The following is a 21,384-nucleotide window of genomic DNA, read 5'->3' on the forward strand; positions in this document are numbered from 1 at the left end:
AACCGGATAGCGGTGTGCCCCTTGGCTATCGGGAGCGTCCCTCGCGCATCCCGGGTGCGACCGTGTGGGTACGCGATATCACCGTCGATACCACCGCCCCGGTTCTCCCGGACGGCTGTATGGATCTGCTCTGGATGAACGGCCGCCTGACGGTGGCGGGCCCGGACACCCGGGCGTACCACCCGACCATAGGCCCCACCGCCCGAATCGCGGGCATTCGCTTCGCTCCCGGAGCGGCGCCCGCACTGCTGGGCGTCCCCGCCAATGAACTCCGCGATGGCCGCCCGGATCTCTCCGACCTGTGGACCCCCGCGCAGTCCCGTCGCGCCCTGGCACTCCTGGAATCCGCGCCCTCATCGACCGCCGGTCTCGAGGCGATAGCCGAATGGCGAGCCGCCGATACGGCCCCCGTCGACCCGATCGTTCCCCGTATCGTGACGGAACTGCGCTCCGGCGCGACCACGATCGCGGACCTCGCCGCCGATCTCGGCCTCGGCCCCCGCCGCCTGCACCGTCTCTCCCTGGCGGCCTTCGGCTACGGCCCCAAAACCCTCACCCGAATCCTGCGCATGCAACGCGCCCTGGCCCTGGCCCGCGCGGGCACCCCACTCGCGGAAACAGCCTTCCGCACAGGCTATTCCGACCAATCCCACCTCTCCCGCGAAATCCGTGATCTCGCGGGAATGCCCCTCACCGAATTACTCGCCCGCTAACCCAGCGCCGCATACAAATCCACGCCATTCCCATCCGGATCGAGCACGGTCGCATACCGCTGCCCCCAAAACGCATCGAACGGCTTCAACTCCCCCCGATACCCCGCACCCACCAATTCCTCGAATTTAGCGTCAACCTCCGCCGCCGATTCACACCGGCAAGCCAACCCCATCCGCCCGGTTCCCCCCTTCCACTCGGGATGAAACGAAAGAATCGTCCCCTCGGTATCCAACGCCAACCGAACCCCACCCCCAAGCGCGGCCTCCACATGCGGCTCCCCTTCCGCCCCCTCCCCGAACTCCACCCCGAGCCGCCGATAAAACCCCACGGCAGCCCCCATATCCGCAACAACAATTCCCACAAGATCAATCTGAAAAGTCATACCCGAACCGTAAGCCCGCCCACCCCACCCCGTCTTGAACAAATCGGACACCGGCATGTCCCCGCCACACTCCCTGGCGAGCCGCCCACCACACCGTGGGACCGGCGGATTCTCGCCCGAAATCGAACATCCTTGCGAATATCGTCCTAGCGTCCGGTGGCATGGTCACATCCCAACACGAGGTGATGCATCGCATCTTCCAGGAAGATCCAGGAGTGTTCGCACGCGCCTTCCGAGTGCTCGGGCTACCGATTCCGGACCCGGTTGCGGTAGCTCTGCTGTCGACGGACCTGACCGAGCACAAGCCGCTCGAGCGTCGACCGGATACGGTCCTGCAAATCGATACCGCAGCCGACGGCAGTTACCTGCTGGTGGTCGAGTCGCAGGGCCGACGCAGTGACGAAAAGCCTTATGCGTGGACCTATTACCTCGCATACCTACAGTCCAAGTACAGTCTTCCGTGCGTCCTGCTGGTCGTTTGTCAGGACGGCGAGACGGCTGCATGGGCGGATCGAAACTTCATCATGGGGCCGCGCATCTGGGCCGCGTTGATCCTGCGGCCAATGGTGTTGGGGCCGCACAACGTGCCGATCGTGACCGACTTGGCAATCGCGACTCGCGACATACCCCTGGCGATGTTCTCGGCGGTCACGCACGCTCGGAATCCGCAGGTTGATGGGATACTGGCAGTGTTGGCGGCCGCGTTGAAGACTATCGATGGGGTCACCGCGAGCGTCTTCGCCGAACTTACCGAACTCGGGTTGGGAGCGTCACCCGCAGGAGATATCTGGAGGCAACTGATGGCTGTGGACCTGTCCTTCTTCCGCTCGGAGACCTCGCAGCGACTGCGCAATGAAGGTCGTGACGAGGGCCGGATCGAAGAATTGCGAAAGGCCGTGCTCGGGGTGCTGGTGAAGCGCGGATTGGATGTTCCGGCTGAAATCCGCGCACAAGTCCTGGCATCTGCGGATCTCGCTGCGCTACAGACGTGGTTCGACCGGGCCTTCGAGGTGTCGAAGGCCGGGGACATCTTCGCGGAGTGAGGGTTTCGCTGGCGATTGCCTAGTCGCGGGCGTGGATTGCGGCTAGGCGGGCGGAGCGGATGGCGTTCCAGAGGGGGCGGAGGAGGGTTTCCTGGGCGGCTATGGCGGTGGCTGAGGTGGGGGCGGAGGCGGGGGCTCGTTCGGCGACGGTGAGGATGGCGGCTACCTGGTCGGCGGTGTCGAGGATGCGGCGGGCGCGCAGGGGGAGGGAGTCGGGGTATTGGTGTTGGGAGAGGGCTGCGAGTTCGTCTTCGATGAGGTCTCGGGGGCTGGGGCCGTTGGAGTCGACGGTGGTGGTGTGCAGTTGCTGGAGGGCGTCGGCGGCGTCGCGGACGGCTTGGCGCATGGCGTATTCGGCTTCGCCGAGGGGCATATCGGGTTCGATGGCGTAGGGGATGGGGGTGGAGTAGACGCGCCACTGCAACGTGTCGTCGTCGGTCCAGATCGGGACCAGGCCGGTGCCGTCGCTGCCGGGCGCGCCGACGAACAGGCCCTCGCCCGCTTCGGTTGCGGCGGCGGCGAATTCGGTGCCGACCGGGACGCCGCGCACATCGCCGGGGACGGGGAGTACCAGGCGCACCTGGGCCTGCGGACCGGTCGATGCCTCGCGAATCAGTTTGAGCAGCACCATGATCCCGGCGCCCGCGGGCTCGGAGGACTCGTCGGCGGCCCACGGTAATCCGGTGTGGCCGCCGGTGACGGGGTCCCCGGCGGCAACGGTTTGGCGGGGCGCCCAGGCGCGCAGTGCATCCAGCACATCGTCAGGGGCGCTGCGGCCGGCAAGCCAAGAGCCTGCCCAGACCGTCAGCGTCGCGCTCGGGGTACTCATCCTTAGAGGATAACTGGCCGGGAACTATGGTTCAGGGGGGAAATCGATCAACCGTTCGACGGCACGATTCGCCCGCCTTCGGGACAATGGGCAGCGATGTTCGACGATCGAAGGCCGGGGAGATGAACGGTTCCATAGTGCTCGGCTTGGTCGCCTCCCTCTTCGGAGGATTGTGTGTAGCCCTGGCCACCTACCTCACCACGCGCGAGCGCAGCGCCGCCGAAACCCGCAAACTGGTGGCGGAGACGCAACGCGTGCGCATCGAAACCACCAAGACGTTCCTGGAAGCCAAGGCGCTGCCCGGTTTCGCGTCCTCGGAGGGCAAGCTCCTCACGGGATGGGTACTGAGCGAAAGTGATCCGGGCAAATACGAAATCGGCATCGACCGCACGGTGCGCGGTCGGCACAGCCCCGCCGGTTATGTCCGCTCCCGCCCCGACGCCACCGGCTTCGGCACCCTGATGCAGATGATCAAGGCCGAACAGTACCGAGGCAAACGCATTCGCCTGTCCGCCTACGTCAAAACCGCCGCCCCCGCCACTTCCGCTGTCGCCCTGTGGATCCGAGTCAACGGCGGCAAGGGCGAAATCCTCCGCTTCGACAATATGGAGGACCGCCGCATTCGCGGCACCACCCGCTGGACCCAGCACCACGTGGTGACCGACGTCCCCGACACCGCCCAGTACATAGCCTTCGGCCTACTCCTGGAAGGCTCCGGCGAGGCCCGCCTCAGCGATATGGACCTCGAACCCGTAGGTCCCGATATCGCCGCCACCGCCACCGAACTCCTCAACGACGACGAATTCCCGGACCGCCCGGTGAATCTGGACTTCAACGTCGACTGAGCGCCGTCGGCGCGCACTCCGATGGCTCGAACGACCCGTCCGACGCCCCCAGGTGAACGGGGGTTCGCCAATTGGTGACGGGATCGAGTGCTGTTGGTCTACAGCATATTTCGAGGTCTGCCGATGTTTTGCGGTGGTGGCACGATGAACGGGAAGGCGCTTCGGAGTAGAACGAGGGCGGGGCAATGGCCGGTGTGCGTACTCGGGAACGGGTCGTGGGATCGCGGGTTTCGCCTGCGCGGGCGATCAACGGATGGTTGGTCGGGGGCGCGTTCGCTTTCGGAGTCTTCCAGATGGTGGTGCTGCCGTTGACGCTGCTACCGCATGATGCGCGGTGGGGGTGGGTGCTGGTCGCCGGGGTGCTGGGGACCACGCCGTTCTGGTCACTGATCCACGAGGCGATTCACGGCACGCTGCTCACCGATCGGCGGCGAAATGATCTGTGCGGGCGCGGGTTGGCGGTGTTGTACGGATCGCCGTTCGCGATGTTGAAGACCGGGCATCTGCTGCATCATCGGTTCAGTCGCACGCGGGAACGCGCCGAGGTCTACGACCCGGCCACGTCGAGTTGGATCCGGTTCGCGCCCGGGTACTACCTGCGTCTGTTCGGCGGGCTGTACGTGCTGGAGGTCGCCGCGGTGCCGTTGGCGGTATTGCCCGCGCGTGCGATTCGGCTATTCGGTCGCCGCGTGGACGCACCGGATTCGGTGGCGGGGTTGCTGTTCGAGCGAATCGCGCAGGCGAGACTTATCGGGCAGTTCCGCACCGATGCGGCGGCGATCGCGATCCTGTTCCCCGCCGCGTTCGTCGCCTACGGCAGGCACGGGTGGATGCTGCTGGCCGCGCTGGGTGGCCGGGCGATGATTGTTTCCCTGTCCGACAACGCCTATCACTACGGCACCGATCTCGACGCCCCGCTGGAGGCGTTGAATCTGCGCCTGCCTCGCACCTTGGAACGCTTCGCCCTCAGCTTCAATCTGCACGGCGTGCACCACCGTCATCCGGGCCTGCGCTGGTACGAGCTGCGGGAGAAGTTCGATCGGAGCGGCGGCAAGTACGATCTCGGCTGGGGTCCGGCAGCGGCACGCCAACTGCGCGGGCCGATCAAGCTGGACCAACCCGATTCGACTGCGTCGCAATCGGTTCGCCGCTGACGCTATTCCGGCTCGGTGACGAAATCGATGAGCCGTTCCACCGCCCCGATGAGCGGCGTCTCCAGATCGCGATAGGAATTGACCGCGTTGTAGACCCGCCGCCACCCCTCCTGCGGCGTACCCCAGCGCAGCCGCTGACAGATGCCGGTCTTCCAATCCTCACCGCGCGGAACCTCCGGCCAGGCGTCGATCCCGACCACGGACGGCCGAACCGCCTGCCACACATCGATATACGGATGCCCGGTCACCATGACATGCGGTCCGAGCCCCTGGGTGAGCCCGGTCTCCTTGGACCCGGTGACCAGGTGATCGACCAGCACCCCCACGCGACTCCCGGGCCCGGGCCGGAATTCGGCGAGCCGCGCGCCGAGATGATCCAAACCTTCGAGCTGTTCGACCACCACGCCCTCGATGCGCAGGTCATGCCCCCACACGCGTTCGACCAGCGCCGCGTCGTGCACGCCTTCCACCCAGATGCGACTGGCCCTGGCCACCCGGGCGCGAGCGCCTTCGACGCGAGTGGAACCCGAGGCCGAGCGCGTGGGCTGTTTGGGTGCGGTGGCGGTCGGCCGCACCAGCGTGACGGGTTCCCCGTCGATCAGAAATGCCGCCTCGCGCAACGCGAACAACCGCACCCGCCCGCGCCCGTCGTCGAGTTTGACGAAGTCCCCGTCATAGGTCCGCTCGAATCCGATTACGGCGCCGCAGAATCCGCTGGCGGCGTCCTCGGCGACGAGATCGCGTTCGGCGATCACCTTCGGTATCTCGCGCTTTCGGGTTCGCGCATGCCCGGAGAAGATGTCGCCGCTGTAGATGTCACGCCCGTTCACCGCATCGAAGGTACCGGGTGCGCCGGGAAACTCCCCGCTCCGACGCGCGTTTTCGATCCGAGTAGCGATTCGGGGGCCGGCGCGGGCGATCTTGCGCAGCCCCGCGCGAGAAGGATTACTGTGGTTGTCGTGGCCGCAATCGTTTGGCTGGTCGCGGGGCTACTCCTCGCGGCGGCGGAGATGCTCACGGGTGATCTGACGCTGCTCATGCTGGGCAGTGCCGCGGTGATCACAGCGGGTGTGGCGGGTGTGACCGGCGCTCCGCTGGTGGTGGACGCGGTGGTCTTCGGTATCGCCGCGATCGCACTCATATTTCTGGTTCGCCCACTTCTGTTGCGCCGCTACGCGACTCCGCCGCCCACGCCCACCGGTGTGGACGCGCTGCCGGGTAAGACCGCACGCGTGCTGGAAGCGGTCGACGAGCATGGCGGCCGGGTGAAACTCGACGGTGAGGTGTGGAGCGCTCGCGCGTTCGATCCGCAGGAGCACTATCCCGAGGGCACGACCGTCTACATCATGAGGATCGACGGCGCTCATGTCGTCGTGTGGAAGGGGCCTTAGATGGCTGTACTGATAGTCGCCGTGGTACTGGTCCTATTGGTGGTGGTGGTCGTCTTCAAGTCGGTGGCGCTGGTGCCGCAGGCCGAGGCCGCCGTCATCGAACGACTGGGCCGCTATTCGCGCACCGTATCCGGTCAGCTGACATTCCTGGTGCCGTTCGCGGACCGGGTCCGCGCCAAGGTGGATCTGCGCGAGCGGGTGGTGTCGTTCCCGCCGCAGCCGGTCATCACCCAGGACAACCTGACCGTGCAGATCGATTCGGTGGTGTACTTCCAGGTCACCAGTCCGCAGGCCGCGGTCTACGAGATCAGCAATTACATTGCGGCCGTTGAGCAATTGACGATCACCACGCTGCGCAACGTGGTCGGCGGCATGACCCTGGAAGAGACGCTGACCTCCCGCGATCAGATCAACCATCAGCTGCGCGGGGTGCTGGACGAGGCCACCGGCCGCTGGGGTCTGCGGGTATCGCGCGTGGAGCTCAAGGCCATCGATCCGCCGCCCTCGATTCAGGAGTCGATGGAGAAGCAGATGAAGGCGGACCGCGAGAAGCGCGCCATCATCCTGACCGCCGAAGGTCAGCGCGAGGCCGCGATCAAGACCGCCGAGGGCCAGAAGCAGGCGTCCATCCTGTCGGCCGAAGGCTCCAAACAGGCATCGATCCTGTCCGCGGAGGGTGAGCGGCAATCCCGCATCCTGCGTGCCCAGGGTGAGCGCGCGGCCGCCTACCTGCAGGCGCAGGGCCAGGCCAAGGCCATCGAGAAGGTGTTCGCCGCCATCAAGAACGGCAAACCCACCCCCGAACTGCTGGCCTACCAGTACATGCAGACCCTGCCGCAGGTCGCCAAGGGCGATGCCAACAAGGTGTGGCTGGTCCCGAGCGATTTCGGCAAGGCGCTGGAGGGTTTCGCCCGCAATTTCGCCACCGAGGGTAAGGACGGCACCTTCCGCTACGAACCGGTCGCGGACACCGAACCCGCCGAACGCCCCGAGGACGACACCGACGAGGTAGCCGACTGGTTCAGCACCGCCACGGACCCGGCCGCCGAACGCGCGGTCCGTGCCGCCGAGGCCGATGCCCGCACTCCGTCGGACCCGTCCGCACTGCCGCAGCCCCGGCCGCGCGCGGAAACCCAACTGCCACCGGCACGTCCGCAGCAGCAGCCGGAGGCCAAGCAACCGGATCCGCCGACGCAGCAGCAATATCGGCAGGACCCGCCCGGTGATCAGCGCTGGCAGCAGCCCCCGCCGCCCGGACGCCCGCTGGGCCGCTAGCTCGCAGACCGTCCGAAGGTTCGGTGATCACGATCACCGAACCTTCGGCGTTTCAGCTCACGCGATCGTGCACGCGACCGCGGTCAGCGTCGTCGAGAAATGCTCATTGGTCTGATGCGTATTCACGCTGACCGCCGCCGCGGTGCCCTTGGGCGTGGCGACCGCCAGGGTGCTGAAGCCGGGAATCCCACCGGCATGCCCCCAAACCTGTTTCACATCCCTGCCATCGCTGCCGCAGGGCAGTCGCAGCCGGATCAGGCCGAGTCCGTAGGCCATCGCGGTGGACTGCGCCATCGGGATGGTCTGCTGCATTTGCGCGAGTTGCGGTGCGGGCAGCAGTTTTCCGGTCACCAGCGCGGTGAAGAATCGATTCAGATCGGCTCCGGTGGAGATCATCGCCCCGGCGGCTCCCGCCCAGGCGGCCTCGGTATCGGTGGCATCGACCCAGGTGTTGTCGAGCTTGCGGTAGCCGAGGGGATGGGGATCGCGCAGCTCGGTGTCACCCGCCGACGGGAAATAGGTGTCGCGCAATCCGAGTGGTTCGAGAATGCGGCTGCCGATCTCATCGGCGAGTGAGCGGCCGGTCATCTGCTCGATCAGCATGTCCAGCAGCACATAGTTGGTATTGGTGTATTCGAATCGCGCACCCGGTGCGAACTGCGGCGGCATGGTCATCGCGATGGCGACCAGGTCCGGCGGCGTGAGATCGCGATACGCCTTACCGTCACCGGTCTGATCGAGCTGCTGCGGGAGTTTGTGCGAGGGATCCTCGGGCGCGAAATCCGCGAGCCCGCTGGTGTGCTGGAGCAACTGGTGCACGGTGATGCGATTGCCGTCATTCCCATTGCCCTGCACCACACCCGGAAGGTATCGCTCGATGGGCGCTTCGAGTTCGATGGTGCGGTTCGCGATGAGCTGTAATACGACCGTGGCGACGAAAGTCTTGGTGACACTGCCGATTCGGAAATGCGCGCCCTCGGCATACGGCGCTCCGGTGCTCAGATCACCCGCGCCCGCGGCGAAGGTTCGCTGTCCGTCGGGTCCGTCCACCACCGCCTGCGCACCGGGCATTCCGGACCGAACCAGCGTGGTCAGCGCATCGGAGACCTGCGTCGTGGGTGATGCGGCCGGACTCTGCGCCGCGCCGCTATCACAGCCCGCCGTGGCGAGCAGCGCCGCGGCCGCGACAATCGCGTACCCGCCCCGCCGCCGGAAGATACTGCCACCCACGCTGTTACCCCTCTCCACACGCCACCGAAGTCATGTCTTACACGACGGTTTCGACGCTAGAGAAAGAGCACACCCCTGACTATCCGGTAACTCCCGGAGTCGGTCCTACCCCCACGGTCGTACGTGCCAGCACACCAACCGCGCCCGGTGCGGATCAGTCCGAGCTCACGCCCGGATTGCCGTCCTCGATGCGCCCGGTGACGCGACGGCGGAAATCGGCATCGCCTTCGGCGGTGATCTCCAGGTCGTACCAGCCGTCGTGGGTCGGCCATTCCAGGCGCTGATCGGCACCCGGTGCCAGTTCGATCCGGCGTGGATCGCCACCACCGCGCCGCGCGGTGACCGTCAAAACAACAACGCGCCCACCATGATTGGCGAGCGCGAGTGCGAGGGTACCTCGGGTGCCGGGTTCGGCCCCGACCCGGACTCCGGCCGCGGCCCCCGTGCTGTCACCGCGCAGTTCATGCCAGAACCGATTCGGTCCCTGCACGACGAGGTCGTATTTCCCTGTCACGGTGAACTTTTCGGTGGTGGTGCGCGCGACGTCGTAATGCCGCGGATCGCCCGATACTCCCGCGAACGGATAGATCGTGAAATGCGCTGAGGCCCGGCCGGTATCGGTGAGCGTCACCGACAGTGTCGATCCGTCCAGTGTGCTCGAGACCGCGGGCTGATAGGGCAGCGGCCGCGCCTTGCGCGTCCCGGGTTCCTGTATCGGAAGCGATTGCGCGCCCGGTGGTTCCGCCTTCCACCGGGAGGTCGCGGCGGGCACGCTCCCGGGCGTGCCCAGCCGCGGCCGCTTTCCGGCGGCGGTGAAATCGAAGACCGAGGTCATATCGCCGCAGACGGTGCGCCGCCAGGAACTGATATTGGGTTCGCGCACCCCGGTCCACAGTTCCAGGAATTGCAGTACCGAGGTGTGATCGAAGACCTCGGAGGAGACGAATCCGCCCATGGTCCAGGGCGATATGACCGTCATCGGCACCCGCACCCCGAGCCCGATGGCCTTCCCGTCGTACCAGTCGTCGCCATTGCCCGAGGCGGGTCGCGGCGGCACCGGTGACGGCACATGGTCGAAATAGCCGTCGTTCTCGTCGAAGGTCAGGAATATCGCCGTCTTGGACCAGGTGTCGATATCCGACCCGATGATGTCCAGGAGTTTGTGAATGAAGGACGCACTGCCCACCGGCGTCGACTCCGACGGATGTTCGGAATAGCGTGCGGGCGGCACCAGCCAGCTCACCGCCGGAAGCCGGTCTGCGGCAATATCATCGGCGAAGCGTTGCAGCAGGCTGTCGGGTTCACCGCGGAACATGCCGCGATCGAACAGGCTGCGTTCGGCGGGAGTCAGCTTGTCCCGCCCGGCTTTCAACTGTCGCAGCAAACGCTGTTGATCGGAAAGTGAACGCCCGGACAGGGATTCGTAGAACTTCTCGGTCGTCAGATACTGCCCGCGCACACTGTCGAGCACCTTGCTGCCGATGCGCTTGAACGGCAGGAAGTACTCGATCGGGTTATCGGTGAAGTTGTCCCACTCCTGATAGATCTGCCACGACACCCCGGCCGCTTCGAGTCGCTCGGGATAGGTGGTCCAGTCGTAGCCGCGATGCCGGGCGTCGTAGGCGGCGTTGTCCACCGCCCGCTTGCGCCCGCCGGGCTCGAATCCCGTTGTGCCGGTGAAGAAGTAATTGCGATTGGGATTGGTCCCGCCGAACATCGAACAGTGGTAGGCGTCGCAGATGGTGAAGGTGTCCGCCAGCTCGTATTGCAGCGGCAGATCCCGGCGATCGTAATAGGCCATGGTGGCCGGGCTCTTGGCCTCGATCCAGCGATCCCACCAGCCCTGCCCCCAGGCCTTGGTGCTGCCGTTCCATTCGTGGTCGAGACTGTCCAGATATTGGATATCGCCGTCCGGCCGCCCCGCGCGTGCGGCCGCCGCTCGCGCGGAGAACGGCAGTACCTCACCGTTCGATCCCCGCGGTTGCCGGAACGCGTTGTTACCGTTGCGCAATCGTAGCGGGGTCTCATCCCCGAACCCGCGAACCCCGGCGAGCGACCCGTAATAGTGGTCGAACGACCGGTTCTCCTGCATGAGCAGCACGACATGTTCGATCGCGCCCAATCCGCCCGCTCGGACCGGTGCCGCCATGGCTCGGTGCAGCGAAGACGGTAGTAATGAGGCCGCCGCCGCGCCCGCCGCGATGGTCGCCGCCGAGCCGAGCAGCCGCCTTCGAGAGACGTTGACCATACGTCGAAGTACAGCAGCCGGACAGGAACATTCGGTGATCGCCGGATGATCGCCGTATGAAGGTCCGTAGGCCCAAGGTTGCCGCAGGTGGGCGAGCGCGTGCCCGAGATGCCGGGAACATGAACGGCACAGGCCGAGGGCCCTCGACTGTGCGTGGTCGAAGGCCCTCGGCATGGATCGGACAGTATCAGCCGGCAACCGCTCCGAAGCGTTCTCCGGCGATGGCGCGCGAGGGCTCACCGTCGACGCCCACCGGCACCTCACCCTCGAGGGTGGTGCGGTAGAGCACCCGGGTGACATCGAGGTGGTCCAGATCGCTGGGGGCCAGATGCGCGGTGGCGCGGTTGTCCCAGAACGCGAGACTGCCCTTCTCCCAGCGGAATCGGACCGTGTACGCGCTATCGGACAGCTCCGCGTACAGCAGGTCGAGCAGGGCATCGCTCTGGCGCGGGCTCAGCCCCACGATGCGGGTGGTGAAGCCCGGATTCACGAACAGCACCCGCTCCCCGGTCACCGGATGCACCCGGACCACCGGATGCTCGGTCACCAGCGGCGCCTTGGCTACCTTCTTGGCGTAATCGCTCTCGGCATCCCAGGCGGGCTGCTTACCGCCGAACCGGTGTTCGGCGCGCAGCCCGTCCAGGAACGACTTGAGCGAATCGGGCAGACCCTCGTACACCGCCGCCAGATTGGTCCACTGGGTGTCACCGCCGCGCTCGGGCGCGATCTCGGCCCGCAGCAGCGAGGCCGCCGGGGGATTGATGAGCGGGGAGACATCGGTATGCCAATGATTGGTGTAGCTGAACTTGCGCCGCCCGAACCGCTTCTCGTACAACCGGCTGTCCACGGCCAGGATCTCCGGGAACTCGGTGGGTGCGTCGGTGTCATAGGGATGCGAGGGCGTGACCGCGCCGAACCGCCGCGAGAACGCGATGTGCTCGGCATGCCCGATGTCCTGGCCGCGGAAGAACAGCACCTTGTATTCGTGCAGTGCCGCGGTCAGGTCGGCGACCTGCTGATCGCTGAGTTCAGCGCGCAGATCGATATCGGTGATCTCGGCCCCGATATGCCCGGCGACCGGAGTGACGCGCAGCGTGCCGGTATCGGCGAAAGTGGTCATGATCGTGCCTTTCGTAATCGGGATAACGGAAAGTTCAGGCGGTGGCCTGGATTTCGGTCAGCGCGAACTGGCTCTCCACCGGCTCCAGGCCGTAGTGACCGCGCAGGGTGGTGGCGGTGTATTCGGTGCGGAAGAGCCCGCGTTCCTGCAGGATCGGGACGACCTTGTCCACGAAGTCCTCGAGCCCGCCGGGCAGGTACGGCGGCATGATGTTGAATCCGTCGGCGGCGCCGCCCTCGAACCAGCTCTGCAGATCGTCGGCGATCTGTTCGGGCGTGCCCGCCAGGGTGCGGTGGCCGCGGCCGCCGCCGAGCTTGCCGATGAGCTGGCGCACGGTCAGCTGCTCCTTCTCGGCCAGTTCCTTGACCAGGGTGAAGCGGCTCTTACCGCCCTCGATCTCGCTTTCCGGCGGCAGCGGGGGCAGCGGCGCGTCCAGGGCGTGTTCGGTGAGATCGATGCCGAGCAGCGAGGAGAGCTGGCGCAGTGCGTAATCCGGGGAGATCAGATCGGTGAACTCCTGCTCCAGGTCCTTGGCCTGCTCCTCGGTATCGGCGATGAACGGCACCAGACCGGGCAGCACCTTGAGCTCATCGGCGGAGCGGCCGAACTTGGCCAGGCGCGACTTGAGATCGCGATAGAACTCCTGGCCCTCCTCGAGCGTGCGCTGTGCGGTGAAGACCGCTTCGGCGTAGCGGGCCGCGAATTCCTTTCCGCTCTCCGAGGATCCGGCCTGCACCAGCAGCGGACGGCCCTGCGGACTGCGCGGGGAGTTCAGCGGTCCGCGCACCTGGAAACGCTCACCGCGGTAGTCGATGGTGTGCACCTTGTCCGGATCGGCGAAGACGCCGTCTTCCGGATCCAGCACGATGGCATCGCTCTCCCAGCTGTCCCACAGCTGTACGGCCACATCCACGAACTCCTGTGCCCGCTCATAGCGGCGCGCGTGCTCGGGAATGGAGTCGTAGCCGAAATTGAACGCCTCCTCCTCATTGCCGGAGGTGACGATATTCCAGCCCGCGCGCCCGCCGCTGATGTGATCGAGCGAGGCGAATTTGCGTGCCAGATTGAAGGGTTCGTTATAGGTGGTCGAGGCGGTGGCGATGAGCCCGACGTGTTCGGTCGCGGTCGCGATGGCCGCCAGCAGGGTGACCGGTTCGAACACGGCGAGGGTATTGCGCTTGATGCGCGGTCCGACCGCGAGGCCGTCGGCGAAGAACACCGAATCGAGCTTGCCGCGTTCGGCGATCCGCCCGAGCTCCTGGAAATGACCCACCTCCAGCACCTGATGCTCCCGGGTGCGCGGGTGCCGCCAGGCGGCCTCGTGATGCCCGACGCCCATCAGGAAGGCATTGATGTGAAAAGTCTTGCGTGACATGGAGAGTGTTCCTTCGAATCAGCGGTCGGACTGGACGCGCCAGCGGGACAGTCGGCGTTCGAGCGCGACCAGCAGGCCGTTGAACGCGAGTCCCAGTAGCGAGATGGTGACGATGCCCGCGTACATGGCGGGAATCTGGAAGTTCTGCTGTGCCGCGGTGATGAGATAGCCGAGACCGGCGCGCGCCCCGACCATTTCGGCCGCGATCAGCACCAGGATCGAGGCCGAGGCCGCCATTCGGATACCGGTGAAGATGGCGGGCACGGCCGCGGGCAGCACCACCTTGGCGAACAGCGGAATGGGTGAGAAACCAAGCGATACAGCGGATTTGATGAGCAGCGGATCCACACTGCGCACACCGCTGATGGTGTTCAGCAGGATCGGGAAGAAGCTGGCGTACACCACCAGCGCGATCTTGGAGGTCTCGCCGATGCCGAGAATGAGCACGAACACCGGAAGCAGCGCCAGCGCGGCGGTATTGCGGAACAGTTCGAGAATCGGGGAAATGAATTCCGCGACCGGCCGATACCAGGCGATGGCCACGCCCACCGGAATGGCGGAGGCCACCGCGATCGAGAAGCCGATGCCCGAGCGGGTCAGGCTCGCCGACACGTGTTCGCCGAGCTGACCGGAACGGAACAGCTCCAGCCCCGCCGACCACACATCCGAGAACGGCGGCAGGAAGACCGGATCCACCAACCCGAATCGCGGTGCGAGCTGCCAGAGGATCAGGAACAGCACAATCGCCAAGCTGGGCTTGATGATCCGCCACGCCCACCGCCCGGCGACCCTGGCAATGCGCGCTGTGGAAACCGTCGGGGCGGGAACAGCTCGGGTGGATGCGAGCTCGGTAGGCGTTACCGTCTCGCCGTTCGAGGACGAGACCGCGCCCGATGGTGCGATCGTATCGCGGTCGACGTCGGACCCTCTCAGTCCGGCCGTTGCGGTGACCTGAAGTGCGCTAGACATGGCTGGCTCTCCTGTCGGTGGCGGCGAGCGCGGCGGTCTCCTGGCCCTGCGCCCGGGCGACTTCATCGCGCAGCAGCGACCAGATGTGGTGCCGCACTTCGCGGAAGCTCTCGCTGGATCGGATATCGGCGTCCCCGTCACGGTCCAGTGCGATATCGACGACCGCCTTGACCCGGCCCGGCCGCGAGGTGAGCACCGCGACCCGCTGGCCGAGGTAGACGGCTTCGTCGATGCCGTGCGTGATGAACAGAATCGTCTTGCCGGTGGTCTTCCAGATGCGAAGCAGCTCGTCCTGCAACGATTCCCGGGTCTGCGCGTCCAGGGCCGCGAACGGCTCGTCCATGAGCAGCACCTCCGGATCGAAGGCCAGGCTGCGGGCGATGGCGACGCGCTGTTTCATACCGCCGGAGAGTTCATGCGGATAGCGGTCGCCGAATCCGGCCAGACCGACCAATTCGAGGTAGTGCTCGGCGATCTGCCGGCGCTCGCGGCGTCGAATTCCCTTGGCCTCCAAGCCGAATTCGATATTCGTGCGGGCGGTGCGCCACGGCAGCAGCGCGTACTGCTGGAAGACGATCCCGCGATCGAGCCCAGGTCCGGTGATCGGCGCGCCATCCAGCAGGATTTGCCCGGTGGTTGGTTTGCTCAGGCCGCCCAGCAGATCCAGCAGCGTGGACTTACCGGAACCACTGGGGCCGACCAGAACCAGGAACTCCCCGTCCCGCACATCGACCGTGATGTCCTCGAGCGCGGTGAAGGCGGCGTTCTCCCCGCGCACCGGGAAGTCCTTGCGCACACCGCTCAGCGCGAGCTTGACCCCGCTCATTTCGCCGCCGCCGCTTCACCACTGGGCCCTGCGCCCGCCGGATACTTGCCGTTGCTGTACGGGTTGTCCTTATTGGTGTAGAGATCCTTGGCCTGGAACTTGCCCGCGGGCAGTTCGCCATTGCGCACCAGCCAGTCGATCCACACCTGGAACTCGCGGTCCTCGACCACCGCGCCCGGCACCGGGATGCCCGAGCTCTTGTAATACTTCAGCAGTCCGGTGTTCTCATTGCGGCCGCGCTTGGTGATGATCGATTCGAAGCGGGCCACCACCTGATCGCGGGGGGTCACCTGCAACCAGCGGGTGGCGCGCGCGGTGCCCTGCACGAAGTCGGCCACCGCGTCGGGCTGCGACTTCAGATAGTCATTGCGGAAAACGTAAGTGCCGTAATCGAATTTGCCGAACAGATCCTTATCGGTGTACAGCGGATGCAGTCCGCCGCGATCGACGGCGTTATCGCGGAACACCGATCCCAGCGCCGCCGCGTCGATCTGACCCTTGCGCAGCGCGTCCTCGGTGTTGGCCGGCGGCAGCACCACCAGCTGCACCTGCTTGATCTCGGCATCGCTGAGTCCCTGCTGGTGCAGCCACTCGCGGGTGACGAACTCGTGGTGCGCGCCCAGGGTGTTGACGCCGACCTTCTTGCCGATCAGATCGCGCGCCGAGGTGATGCCCGAATCGTCCCGTACGAAGTAGCCGGTGTACGACTGCTCGTCCGCCCCATAGGAACTGAGCACGGCGGTGACCGGTGCGCCACCGGCGACCAGCTTGATGACCGCACCGTTGAAAGCGCTGCCGAATTCGATCTGTTTGGTCGCGGCGGCCTGGATATTGGCGGGGCCGCTGGTGGTATCGCCCTCCCAGTGCAGGCTGATCTTATTGAAATAGCCCAGATCCGCGGCGAGCTCGTACGGCGTCACCTGTCCGGTCGTGCCCTGGTAGCGCACAACGGTTTTCCCGTCGGCGGTGGTGGCGGGCTCGGACTTACCGCAACCGGTGAGAACCCCGACCGCGCTGGTAATCGCCAACGCGGCGGCGAGGATTCGCAACGTTCGTGCGGTTCGAAAGGCCCGTGCGGGTCTGGAAGCGGAAGCCATAGTGATTCTTTCGATGAACGCGTACGCGGTAACGCGTATTCAGGAATGATCGGTTGATCAGATGGTGTCGACGCCGAGAGCGCGCGGCAATCGTCTTTTCACGATGTGGAAATCAGCGTGATTCTAATTCGGCGGAATCCGTTGGCCCGCCGACAGTTTGGAACAGGGGTGCGATGCGCCCGGCCGTGATCCGCATGGCGGGCACGATATTTCGTATGAGCTCGGCATTGAGCCGTGCCGAACGCGCCTGTACCGCGAGCGCGCCGCGCACGCGTTTGTCCGGTCCGACGATGGGGACCGCGACCGCGCGAATGGGGTCGTCGGTCGGCATCAACTCGGTGGCGAAGCCGCTGCGCCGGACGCGATCGAGATCGGTGTGCAGTCCGGCGGTCCGCGCCGGGCGGGTATCACGCCGGGCCGCGTGCTCCTCGGCGATGGTGTCGAAGGGGGAGAAGGCCAGCAGCGCGTGCCCGGCCGCGCTGTCACGCAGCGGCCGCCGGTCCCGGGGCAGCTGGTTGGGGCAGAAATACACCGGTGGCCTGGCCTGGAACACCGTGACCGCGTCCCGGTCCTCGGCCATGCTCACGCTCACGGTGATGCCGATACCGGCCGCCAGCGCGTACAGGTGGGGTGCGGCCGAGTCCAGGCCGAGGCGGCCCAGCGCGGGCCGGGCCAGCGATGCCAGGCCGTGACCGATGCGGTAACGGTCCGTCGCCGGGTCCTGTTCGAGCAGCCTTCCGCGCACGAGCGCCTGGGCGAGCCGGTGCACGGTGCTCACGGGTAGATCCGCCAGGTGCGCCAGCTCGCTCACCGACAGTTCGGGATCGCCTTCGAAGCAGCTCAAGACCCCGATCGCGCGGTCGACCGCGCGTGCTCCGGAGCGTGGTTCCTCGGTGGCCATGGATCCTCCTGCGGGGACGAAACAGTAGTCCCGGAACTATGACCATGGCTCTGACCGGCGGCAATGGTTGTGCGCACCCCGATCGCAGGTCTCGAGAAGCAGGTCGAACGGGGTCTCGGGAAGATCGCGCATCGGCGAAAAACTATTTCTATTACGCGACCCGGGTCACTATTTTCGAGTGGCCTCCGTCACATTATCGGCGATGAATTCGAACAATGTAATTCACCATTCGTCCGGTGCTGTCTGCATAAACTCCGCGAGTGCGGTCGACGCCAATTTGTCAACCGTCCGTGATCGCCCCGTGATTAGTTGTGATTGTTCCGTTACCGTCGTTCACGGCTCGAATCACCGAGTCCGAAATCGAACCGCCGAACACCGGCAACCCCGTCCCGCGGTTCGAACGAAACCGACATCCCTGGGGACGGGGACCCGCTGCTGAGAGCGCGGGCCGATTGGGCGCAGGCCAGGAATCCCATATGACTCGCAAGTTCAGCACCCGCATGCTCGTCGCCACCGCCGCCACCGGCATCCTCGCCGCTGTCCCGTTCGCGATGTCCACCGGCACCGCCTCGGCTGCCTCGGGCAACTGGGACGCCGTCGCGCAGTGCGAGAGCAGCGGCAACTGGGCCGCCAACACCGGTAACGGCTTCTACGGCGGCCTGCAGTTCACCCAGAGCACCTGGAACGCGTACGGCGGCGCGGGCAATGCCGCGAACGCCAGCCGCGAGGAGCAGATCCGCGTGGCCGAGAACGTGCTCGCCGGTCAGGGCGCGGGCGCGTGGCCGCACTGCGGCGCGTACCTCTAAGGTACCGCGCGCTGCCGGTTCGACCGGCGCACCAAGCATGACGATGGCCCCGGATCAATGGCGATCCGGGGCCATTTCGCGTCTGTATCGCTAGCGGTGGGCGTCGTAGATCGCCTGTGCCAGTTCGGATTTGAGCGCCTGGAACTCCGGGGTCGCGGTGACCCGCAGCTCGCGCACGGCGTCCGCGTCATCGCCCGGCAGGTCGATCCGGCGGTCCAGGATGATCCGGCCGGGCCGGGCGCTCATGACCAGCACCCGGGTGGACAGGAATACGGCCTCCTCCACCGAGTGGGTCACGAAGACCACGGTCTTGCCCGCCTGCCGCCACAGTCGCAGCAGTTCGACCTGCAAACGCTCCCTGGTGAGCTGATCCAGGGCCCCGAACGGCTCATCCATCAGGATGATGCGCGGATCGTTGATCAGCACCCGGGCGATCTGCGCGCGCTGCTGCATACCGCCGGACAGCTCATAGGGCCGCTTACCGCCCACATCGCCCAGGCCGACCAGGTCCAGCAGGCGATCGGACTCCGCCCGGCGGGTCCGCTTGTCCACACCTCGGCACTTGGGCCCGAACTCGATGTTCCCGCGCACCGACAGCCACGGGTAGAGCGTCGGGGCCTGGAACACCACACCGCGCTCCGGGCTCGGACCCGCGATGGGGTCCGCGCCCACCAGCAGCGCGCCGGTGGTCGGCGTGAGGAAGCCGCCGAGCAGTTGCAGCAGCGTGGTCTTACCGCAACCGGACGGGCCGACCACGCTCACGAACTCGCCGGGTTCGATGACCAGATCGGTGGGGGACAGCGCCACCGTCGATCCGGTCGCGGTGTCATAGGTCTTGGACACCTCGCTCAGTACGACCCGATCACGCTGTGCGACAGCGGAACTCACTTGGCGCTCGCCGCCGTCGCGGCATCGGCGTAGACCGCCCCGGCGTACTTCTCCGGTGCGGCCAGACCCTGAATCTCGCCCTGGCTCAACAGGAATTGCGCCGAACCCTGCAGATCGGAGCCGAGCTGCTTACCCAGGTAGGGCGCGCCCGCCTGCGTCGCGGCATCGAGGAAGACATAGCCCGGCAGCTGCTTGCGCACCGCGTCCACCGAGATGCCGAGCTGCGCGGCGATGTGCGTGGCCGCGGCCTGCGGATCATTGGCGAGCTGATGCACCGCCCAGTTCTGCGCCGCGGTCCACACCGTGAGGAACTTCGGATTGGCGCTCACGAAATCGCCGCGCGCACCCTCGAGATCGAACGTCGGCTTCCCGGCCTTGGCAGTCTCGGCCGCGGTGGTGACGGTATGCCCGTTCTTCAGCAATTCGGTCAGCGTCGGCTCCCAGATGAACGCCGCGTCGATACCGCTATCGCGCCACGCGCCGAGAATCGCGTCGGGCGTGAGGTTTACGAGCGTCACATCCCGCTCGATTCCCGCCGCCGCGAGCGCCCCGAGCAGGCTGTAATGCGAGGTGCTGGCGAACGGCACCGCGATCTTCTTGCCCCGCAGCCCCGCCACCGAGGTGATCGCCGGATCCTTCACCACCAGCGATTCCGCGGACCCGATCACATCGTGGATCCACACCACCTTCATATCGATATTCAGCGGAGCCGAAATCGCCCGCGCTGCAGCGGCACTCCCGAGCAGTCCCAAATCAAGCGAATTGGACCCGAACGCCTGAATAACCGTCGCCCCCGACGCGAACTTGCTCCAGGTGATCTTCGCCTTCGGCAAGCAGGTCTCCAACAGCCCGGCATCCTTCACCACGAGCGCACCATTGGGAATGTCCTGATACCCCAGTCGCACTGTGCCGGTGAAGGATTCGTCGACGGGTACCGGGCACGCCACCTTGTCGCCGCCCGCGCGTGACTGATCGGTCCGTCCGGACTCCACGCAGCCCGAGAGGGCGGCGGCGAGGACCCCGGCCAGTGCCAATGCGACAAGTTTGCGTTTCATGCTTTGCCTTTCCAGGGGACGGCGAGGTCGCCGATCCGCTTGATCGCCGCGTCCAACCCGAGCGCGGTGAGACCGATAACGATGATGCAGGCCATGGTCAGCGGGGTGTCGAGGCGCTGACCGGACAGATAGGCGAGACCGCCGATGCCCGGAATGCCGTTGTCGAGTTCGGCGGCGACGACGGTGGTCCAGGCGAATCCGATGGCCACGCGGATGCCGCCGATGACCTCGGGGAGGGTGGCGGGCAACAGAACCCGGGTGATGACCTGACGGCGATTCGCGCCGAGGGAGCGTGCCGCGTTGACGCGGTCCGCCGAAACCCCGTGCACGCCGGTCATGGTGGCGATCACCAGCGGCGGGAACGCGGCCAGGAACAGCAGCCAGATCTTCGAGGTGTCACCGATGCCGAACCAGACGATGAGCAGGCCGATATAGCCGAGCGGGGGGAGGGCGCGCAGGAAGTTCAGATATGGCTCGACGATCGTGGCGAGCGTGCGCGAGGTCCCCAGACCGAAACCCACCAGTGGACCGAGGATTACGGCCGCTCCGGCACCCACGCCGATACGCTGCAAACTGGCCAGCAGATGCTCCCAGAGGAAGTAGTTCTGCTCGCCGCGCACTTCTCGCGGCACACCCGGAGCCAGCTCATGCCAGCTGTTGGCGCGCACGAATGCCCGCCACACCGCCCCGGGCGTCGGCAGGAATTGCTGATCGACGATCTTCGCCGCGCTGATCGCCCACCACAGCCCCAGCAGCACGGCCAGCGACAGCACCCGCACCCCGATCCCGCGCACCCGCCCGGACCGGCCGGTGGTCTGCGCTGTGCCGAGTTCCGCTGCGCGCGTAGCGGTTCGGGTCGCCCCGATGCTGATCATGCCGCCCGTCCTCCGATGCCGTCGCGGTCGGCCGCCTCCCGTCGAGGGGCCATAACCGTCCGGCCCGATCCTTTCCCCCGCGCGCGGTCCTGCCCAGATACACGATCACCGTGATTTGAAGTGCGTGCGTTTGAGCGCACGTCGACGAGCGCGGTGGGCGATCCGCCGCCCCGGTGCGTTCTCCGGGTCGGCAGGCATGTCATCGCAGCGGCCGGGCAACCTCGGCGGCAACCGGACGGGTGTCGGTGGCCGACACCGCGCCCGGTATGTGCGGCCGAACCGTCAGTGGCGTTGCGATCGGCGGCAATCCGCGCGGCTGTCCAGCCGCCGCGCGGCGTGTGCGGAGCCATTATCCAAGCGT

The 21,384-nt window shown here is 66.4% G+C and carries 21 protein-coding genes; 7 read left to right on the top strand and 14 right to left on the bottom strand.

Annotation, left to right across the window (positions count from 1 at the left end; genetic code table 11):
- The first annotated feature begins 14 nt into the window (after positions 1-14).
- Positions 15-713: a helix-turn-helix domain-containing protein gene (locus tag ACFC4D_RS10970; protein WP_376062570.1), complete on the top strand. Its 699-nt coding sequence runs from the start codon at positions 15-17 to the stop codon at positions 711-713.
- Here the strand turns inward: ACFC4D_RS10970 and ACFC4D_RS10975 are convergent.
- Positions 710-1,096 (bottom strand): VOC family protein, encoded by a 387-nt coding sequence (locus ACFC4D_RS10975; RefSeq protein WP_376062571.1) that lies wholly within the window; start codon positions 1,094-1,096, stop codon positions 710-712. The genes ACFC4D_RS10970 and ACFC4D_RS10975 overlap by 4 nt on opposite strands.
- Positions 1,097-1,257: 161 nt before the next feature.
- Here ACFC4D_RS10975 and ACFC4D_RS10980 point away from each other — a divergent pair, with 161 nt between their 5' ends.
- Positions 1,258-2,139: a hypothetical protein gene (locus ACFC4D_RS10980; RefSeq protein WP_376062572.1), complete on the top strand. Its 882-nt coding sequence runs from the start codon at positions 1,258-1,260 to the stop codon at positions 2,137-2,139.
- A gap of 19 nt (positions 2,140-2,158) precedes the next feature.
- Here the strand turns inward: ACFC4D_RS10980 and ACFC4D_RS10985 are convergent, their stop codons facing one another.
- Positions 2,159-2,968, bottom strand: coding sequence for a hypothetical protein (locus ACFC4D_RS10985; RefSeq protein ID WP_376062573.1), 810 nt, complete (start codon positions 2,966-2,968; stop codon positions 2,159-2,161).
- 122 nt (positions 2,969-3,090) lie between these two features.
- On the opposite strand from ACFC4D_RS10985, the gene ACFC4D_RS10990 reads away from it, so the two are divergent.
- Both ACFC4D_RS10990 and ACFC4D_RS10995 read left to right on the top strand, forming a co-directional pair.
- Entirely contained in the window at positions 3,091-3,813 is a 723-nt protein-coding gene (locus ACFC4D_RS10990; RefSeq protein ID WP_375952525.1) for a hypothetical protein, read from the top strand.
- A gap of 215 nt (positions 3,814-4,028) precedes the next feature.
- On the top strand, positions 4,029-4,967 hold the full coding sequence (locus tag ACFC4D_RS10995) for a fatty acid desaturase family protein (protein ID WP_376062574.1): 939 nt from the start codon (positions 4,029-4,031) through the stop codon (positions 4,965-4,967).
- A gap of 2 nt (positions 4,968-4,969) precedes the next feature.
- Here ACFC4D_RS10995 and ACFC4D_RS11000 read toward each other — a convergent pair whose 3' ends face one another.
- The gene (locus ACFC4D_RS11000) at positions 4,970-5,797 is read right to left on the bottom strand and encodes a DUF3097 domain-containing protein (protein ID WP_376062575.1); all 828 of its coding nucleotides are present in this window, start codon (positions 5,795-5,797) and stop codon (positions 4,970-4,972) included.
- A gap of 129 nt (positions 5,798-5,926) precedes the next feature.
- On the opposite strand from ACFC4D_RS11000, the gene ACFC4D_RS11005 reads away from it, so the two are divergent.
- Positions 5,927-6,358 (top strand): NfeD family protein, encoded by a 432-nt coding sequence (locus ACFC4D_RS11005; RefSeq protein ID WP_364635052.1) that lies wholly within the window; start codon positions 5,927-5,929, stop codon positions 6,356-6,358.
- Positions 6,359-7,633: an SPFH domain-containing protein gene (locus tag ACFC4D_RS11010; RefSeq protein WP_375952516.1), complete on the top strand. Its 1,275-nt coding sequence runs from the start codon at positions 6,359-6,361 to the stop codon at positions 7,631-7,633.
- A gap of 57 nt (positions 7,634-7,690) precedes the next feature.
- On the opposite strand, the gene ACFC4D_RS11015 is transcribed toward ACFC4D_RS11010, so the two are convergent.
- From ACFC4D_RS11015 to ACFC4D_RS11050, 8 genes are all read right to left on the bottom strand, one after another.
- The gene (locus ACFC4D_RS11015; protein ID WP_376062576.1) at positions 7,691-8,863 is read right to left on the bottom strand and encodes a serine hydrolase domain-containing protein; all 1,173 of its coding nucleotides are present in this window, start codon (positions 8,861-8,863) and stop codon (positions 7,691-7,693) included.
- A 154-nt stretch (positions 8,864-9,017) separates the two neighbouring features.
- Positions 9,018-11,111 carry a phosphocholine-specific phospholipase C gene (locus ACFC4D_RS11020; RefSeq protein WP_376062577.1) on the bottom strand — a complete coding sequence of 698 codons (2,094 nt, stop codon included), beginning with the start codon at positions 11,109-11,111 and terminating at the stop codon, positions 9,018-9,020.
- A 187-nt stretch (positions 11,112-11,298) separates the two neighbouring features.
- A complete protein-coding gene (locus tag ACFC4D_RS11025; RefSeq protein ID WP_376062578.1) occupies positions 11,299-12,231 on the bottom strand; it encodes a TauD/TfdA dioxygenase family protein in 933 nt (310 codons plus the stop codon).
- Positions 12,232-12,265: 34 nt separating this feature from the next.
- Positions 12,266-13,606, bottom strand: a complete 1,341-nt coding sequence (locus ACFC4D_RS11030) for an LLM class flavin-dependent oxidoreductase (RefSeq protein ID WP_376062579.1) — start codon at positions 13,604-13,606, stop codon at positions 12,266-12,268.
- 18 nt (positions 13,607-13,624) lie between these two features.
- Positions 13,625-14,575 carry an ABC transporter permease gene (locus tag ACFC4D_RS11035; RefSeq protein WP_376062580.1) on the bottom strand — a complete coding sequence of 317 codons (951 nt, stop codon included), beginning with the start codon at positions 14,573-14,575 and terminating at the stop codon, positions 13,625-13,627.
- Positions 14,568-15,401, bottom strand: coding sequence for an ABC transporter ATP-binding protein (locus tag ACFC4D_RS11040; RefSeq protein ID WP_376062581.1), 834 nt, complete (start codon positions 15,399-15,401; stop codon positions 14,568-14,570). Before ACFC4D_RS11040 ends, ACFC4D_RS11035 begins: the two co-directional genes overlap by 8 nt.
- Entirely contained in the window at positions 15,398-16,498 is a 1,101-nt protein-coding gene (locus ACFC4D_RS11045) for an ABC transporter substrate-binding protein (protein WP_375952496.1), read from the bottom strand. The genes ACFC4D_RS11040 and ACFC4D_RS11045 overlap by 4 nt, the downstream gene beginning before the upstream one ends.
- A 112-nt stretch (positions 16,499-16,610) precedes the next feature.
- Positions 16,611-17,399 (bottom strand): IclR family transcriptional regulator, encoded by a 789-nt coding sequence (locus ACFC4D_RS11050; RefSeq protein WP_376062582.1) that lies wholly within the window; start codon positions 17,397-17,399, stop codon positions 16,611-16,613.
- Between the two features lie 476 nt (positions 17,400-17,875).
- Here ACFC4D_RS11050 and ACFC4D_RS11055 point away from each other — a divergent pair, with 476 nt between their 5' ends.
- Positions 17,876-18,205, top strand: coding sequence for a transglycosylase family protein (locus ACFC4D_RS11055; protein WP_364635025.1), 330 nt, complete (start codon positions 17,876-17,878; stop codon positions 18,203-18,205).
- A gap of 90 nt (positions 18,206-18,295) precedes the next feature.
- Here ACFC4D_RS11055 and ACFC4D_RS11060 read toward each other — a convergent pair whose 3' ends face one another.
- Genes ACFC4D_RS11060 through ACFC4D_RS11070 form a run of 3 tightly spaced genes read right to left on the bottom strand, consistent with a single transcriptional unit; the run spans position 18,296 to position 21,023 of the window.
- Positions 18,296-19,093: an ABC transporter ATP-binding protein gene (locus tag ACFC4D_RS11060; RefSeq protein ID WP_375952490.1), complete on the bottom strand. Its 798-nt coding sequence runs from the start codon at positions 19,091-19,093 to the stop codon at positions 18,296-18,298.
- A complete protein-coding gene (locus tag ACFC4D_RS11065) occupies positions 19,090-20,148 on the bottom strand; it encodes an ABC transporter substrate-binding protein (protein WP_375952487.1) in 1,059 nt (352 codons plus the stop codon). Before ACFC4D_RS11065 ends, ACFC4D_RS11060 begins: the two co-directional genes overlap by 4 nt.
- Positions 20,145-21,023 (bottom strand): ABC transporter permease, encoded by an 879-nt coding sequence (locus ACFC4D_RS11070; RefSeq protein ID WP_376062583.1) that lies wholly within the window; start codon positions 21,021-21,023, stop codon positions 20,145-20,147. The genes ACFC4D_RS11065 and ACFC4D_RS11070 overlap by 4 nt, the downstream gene beginning before the upstream one ends.
- Between the last annotated feature and the right edge of the window lie 361 nt (positions 21,024-21,384).

This window comes from Nocardia sp. NPDC056000, from assembly GCF_042269265.1.
Lineage (GTDB): Bacteria > Actinomycetota > Actinomycetes > Mycobacteriales > Mycobacteriaceae > Nocardia.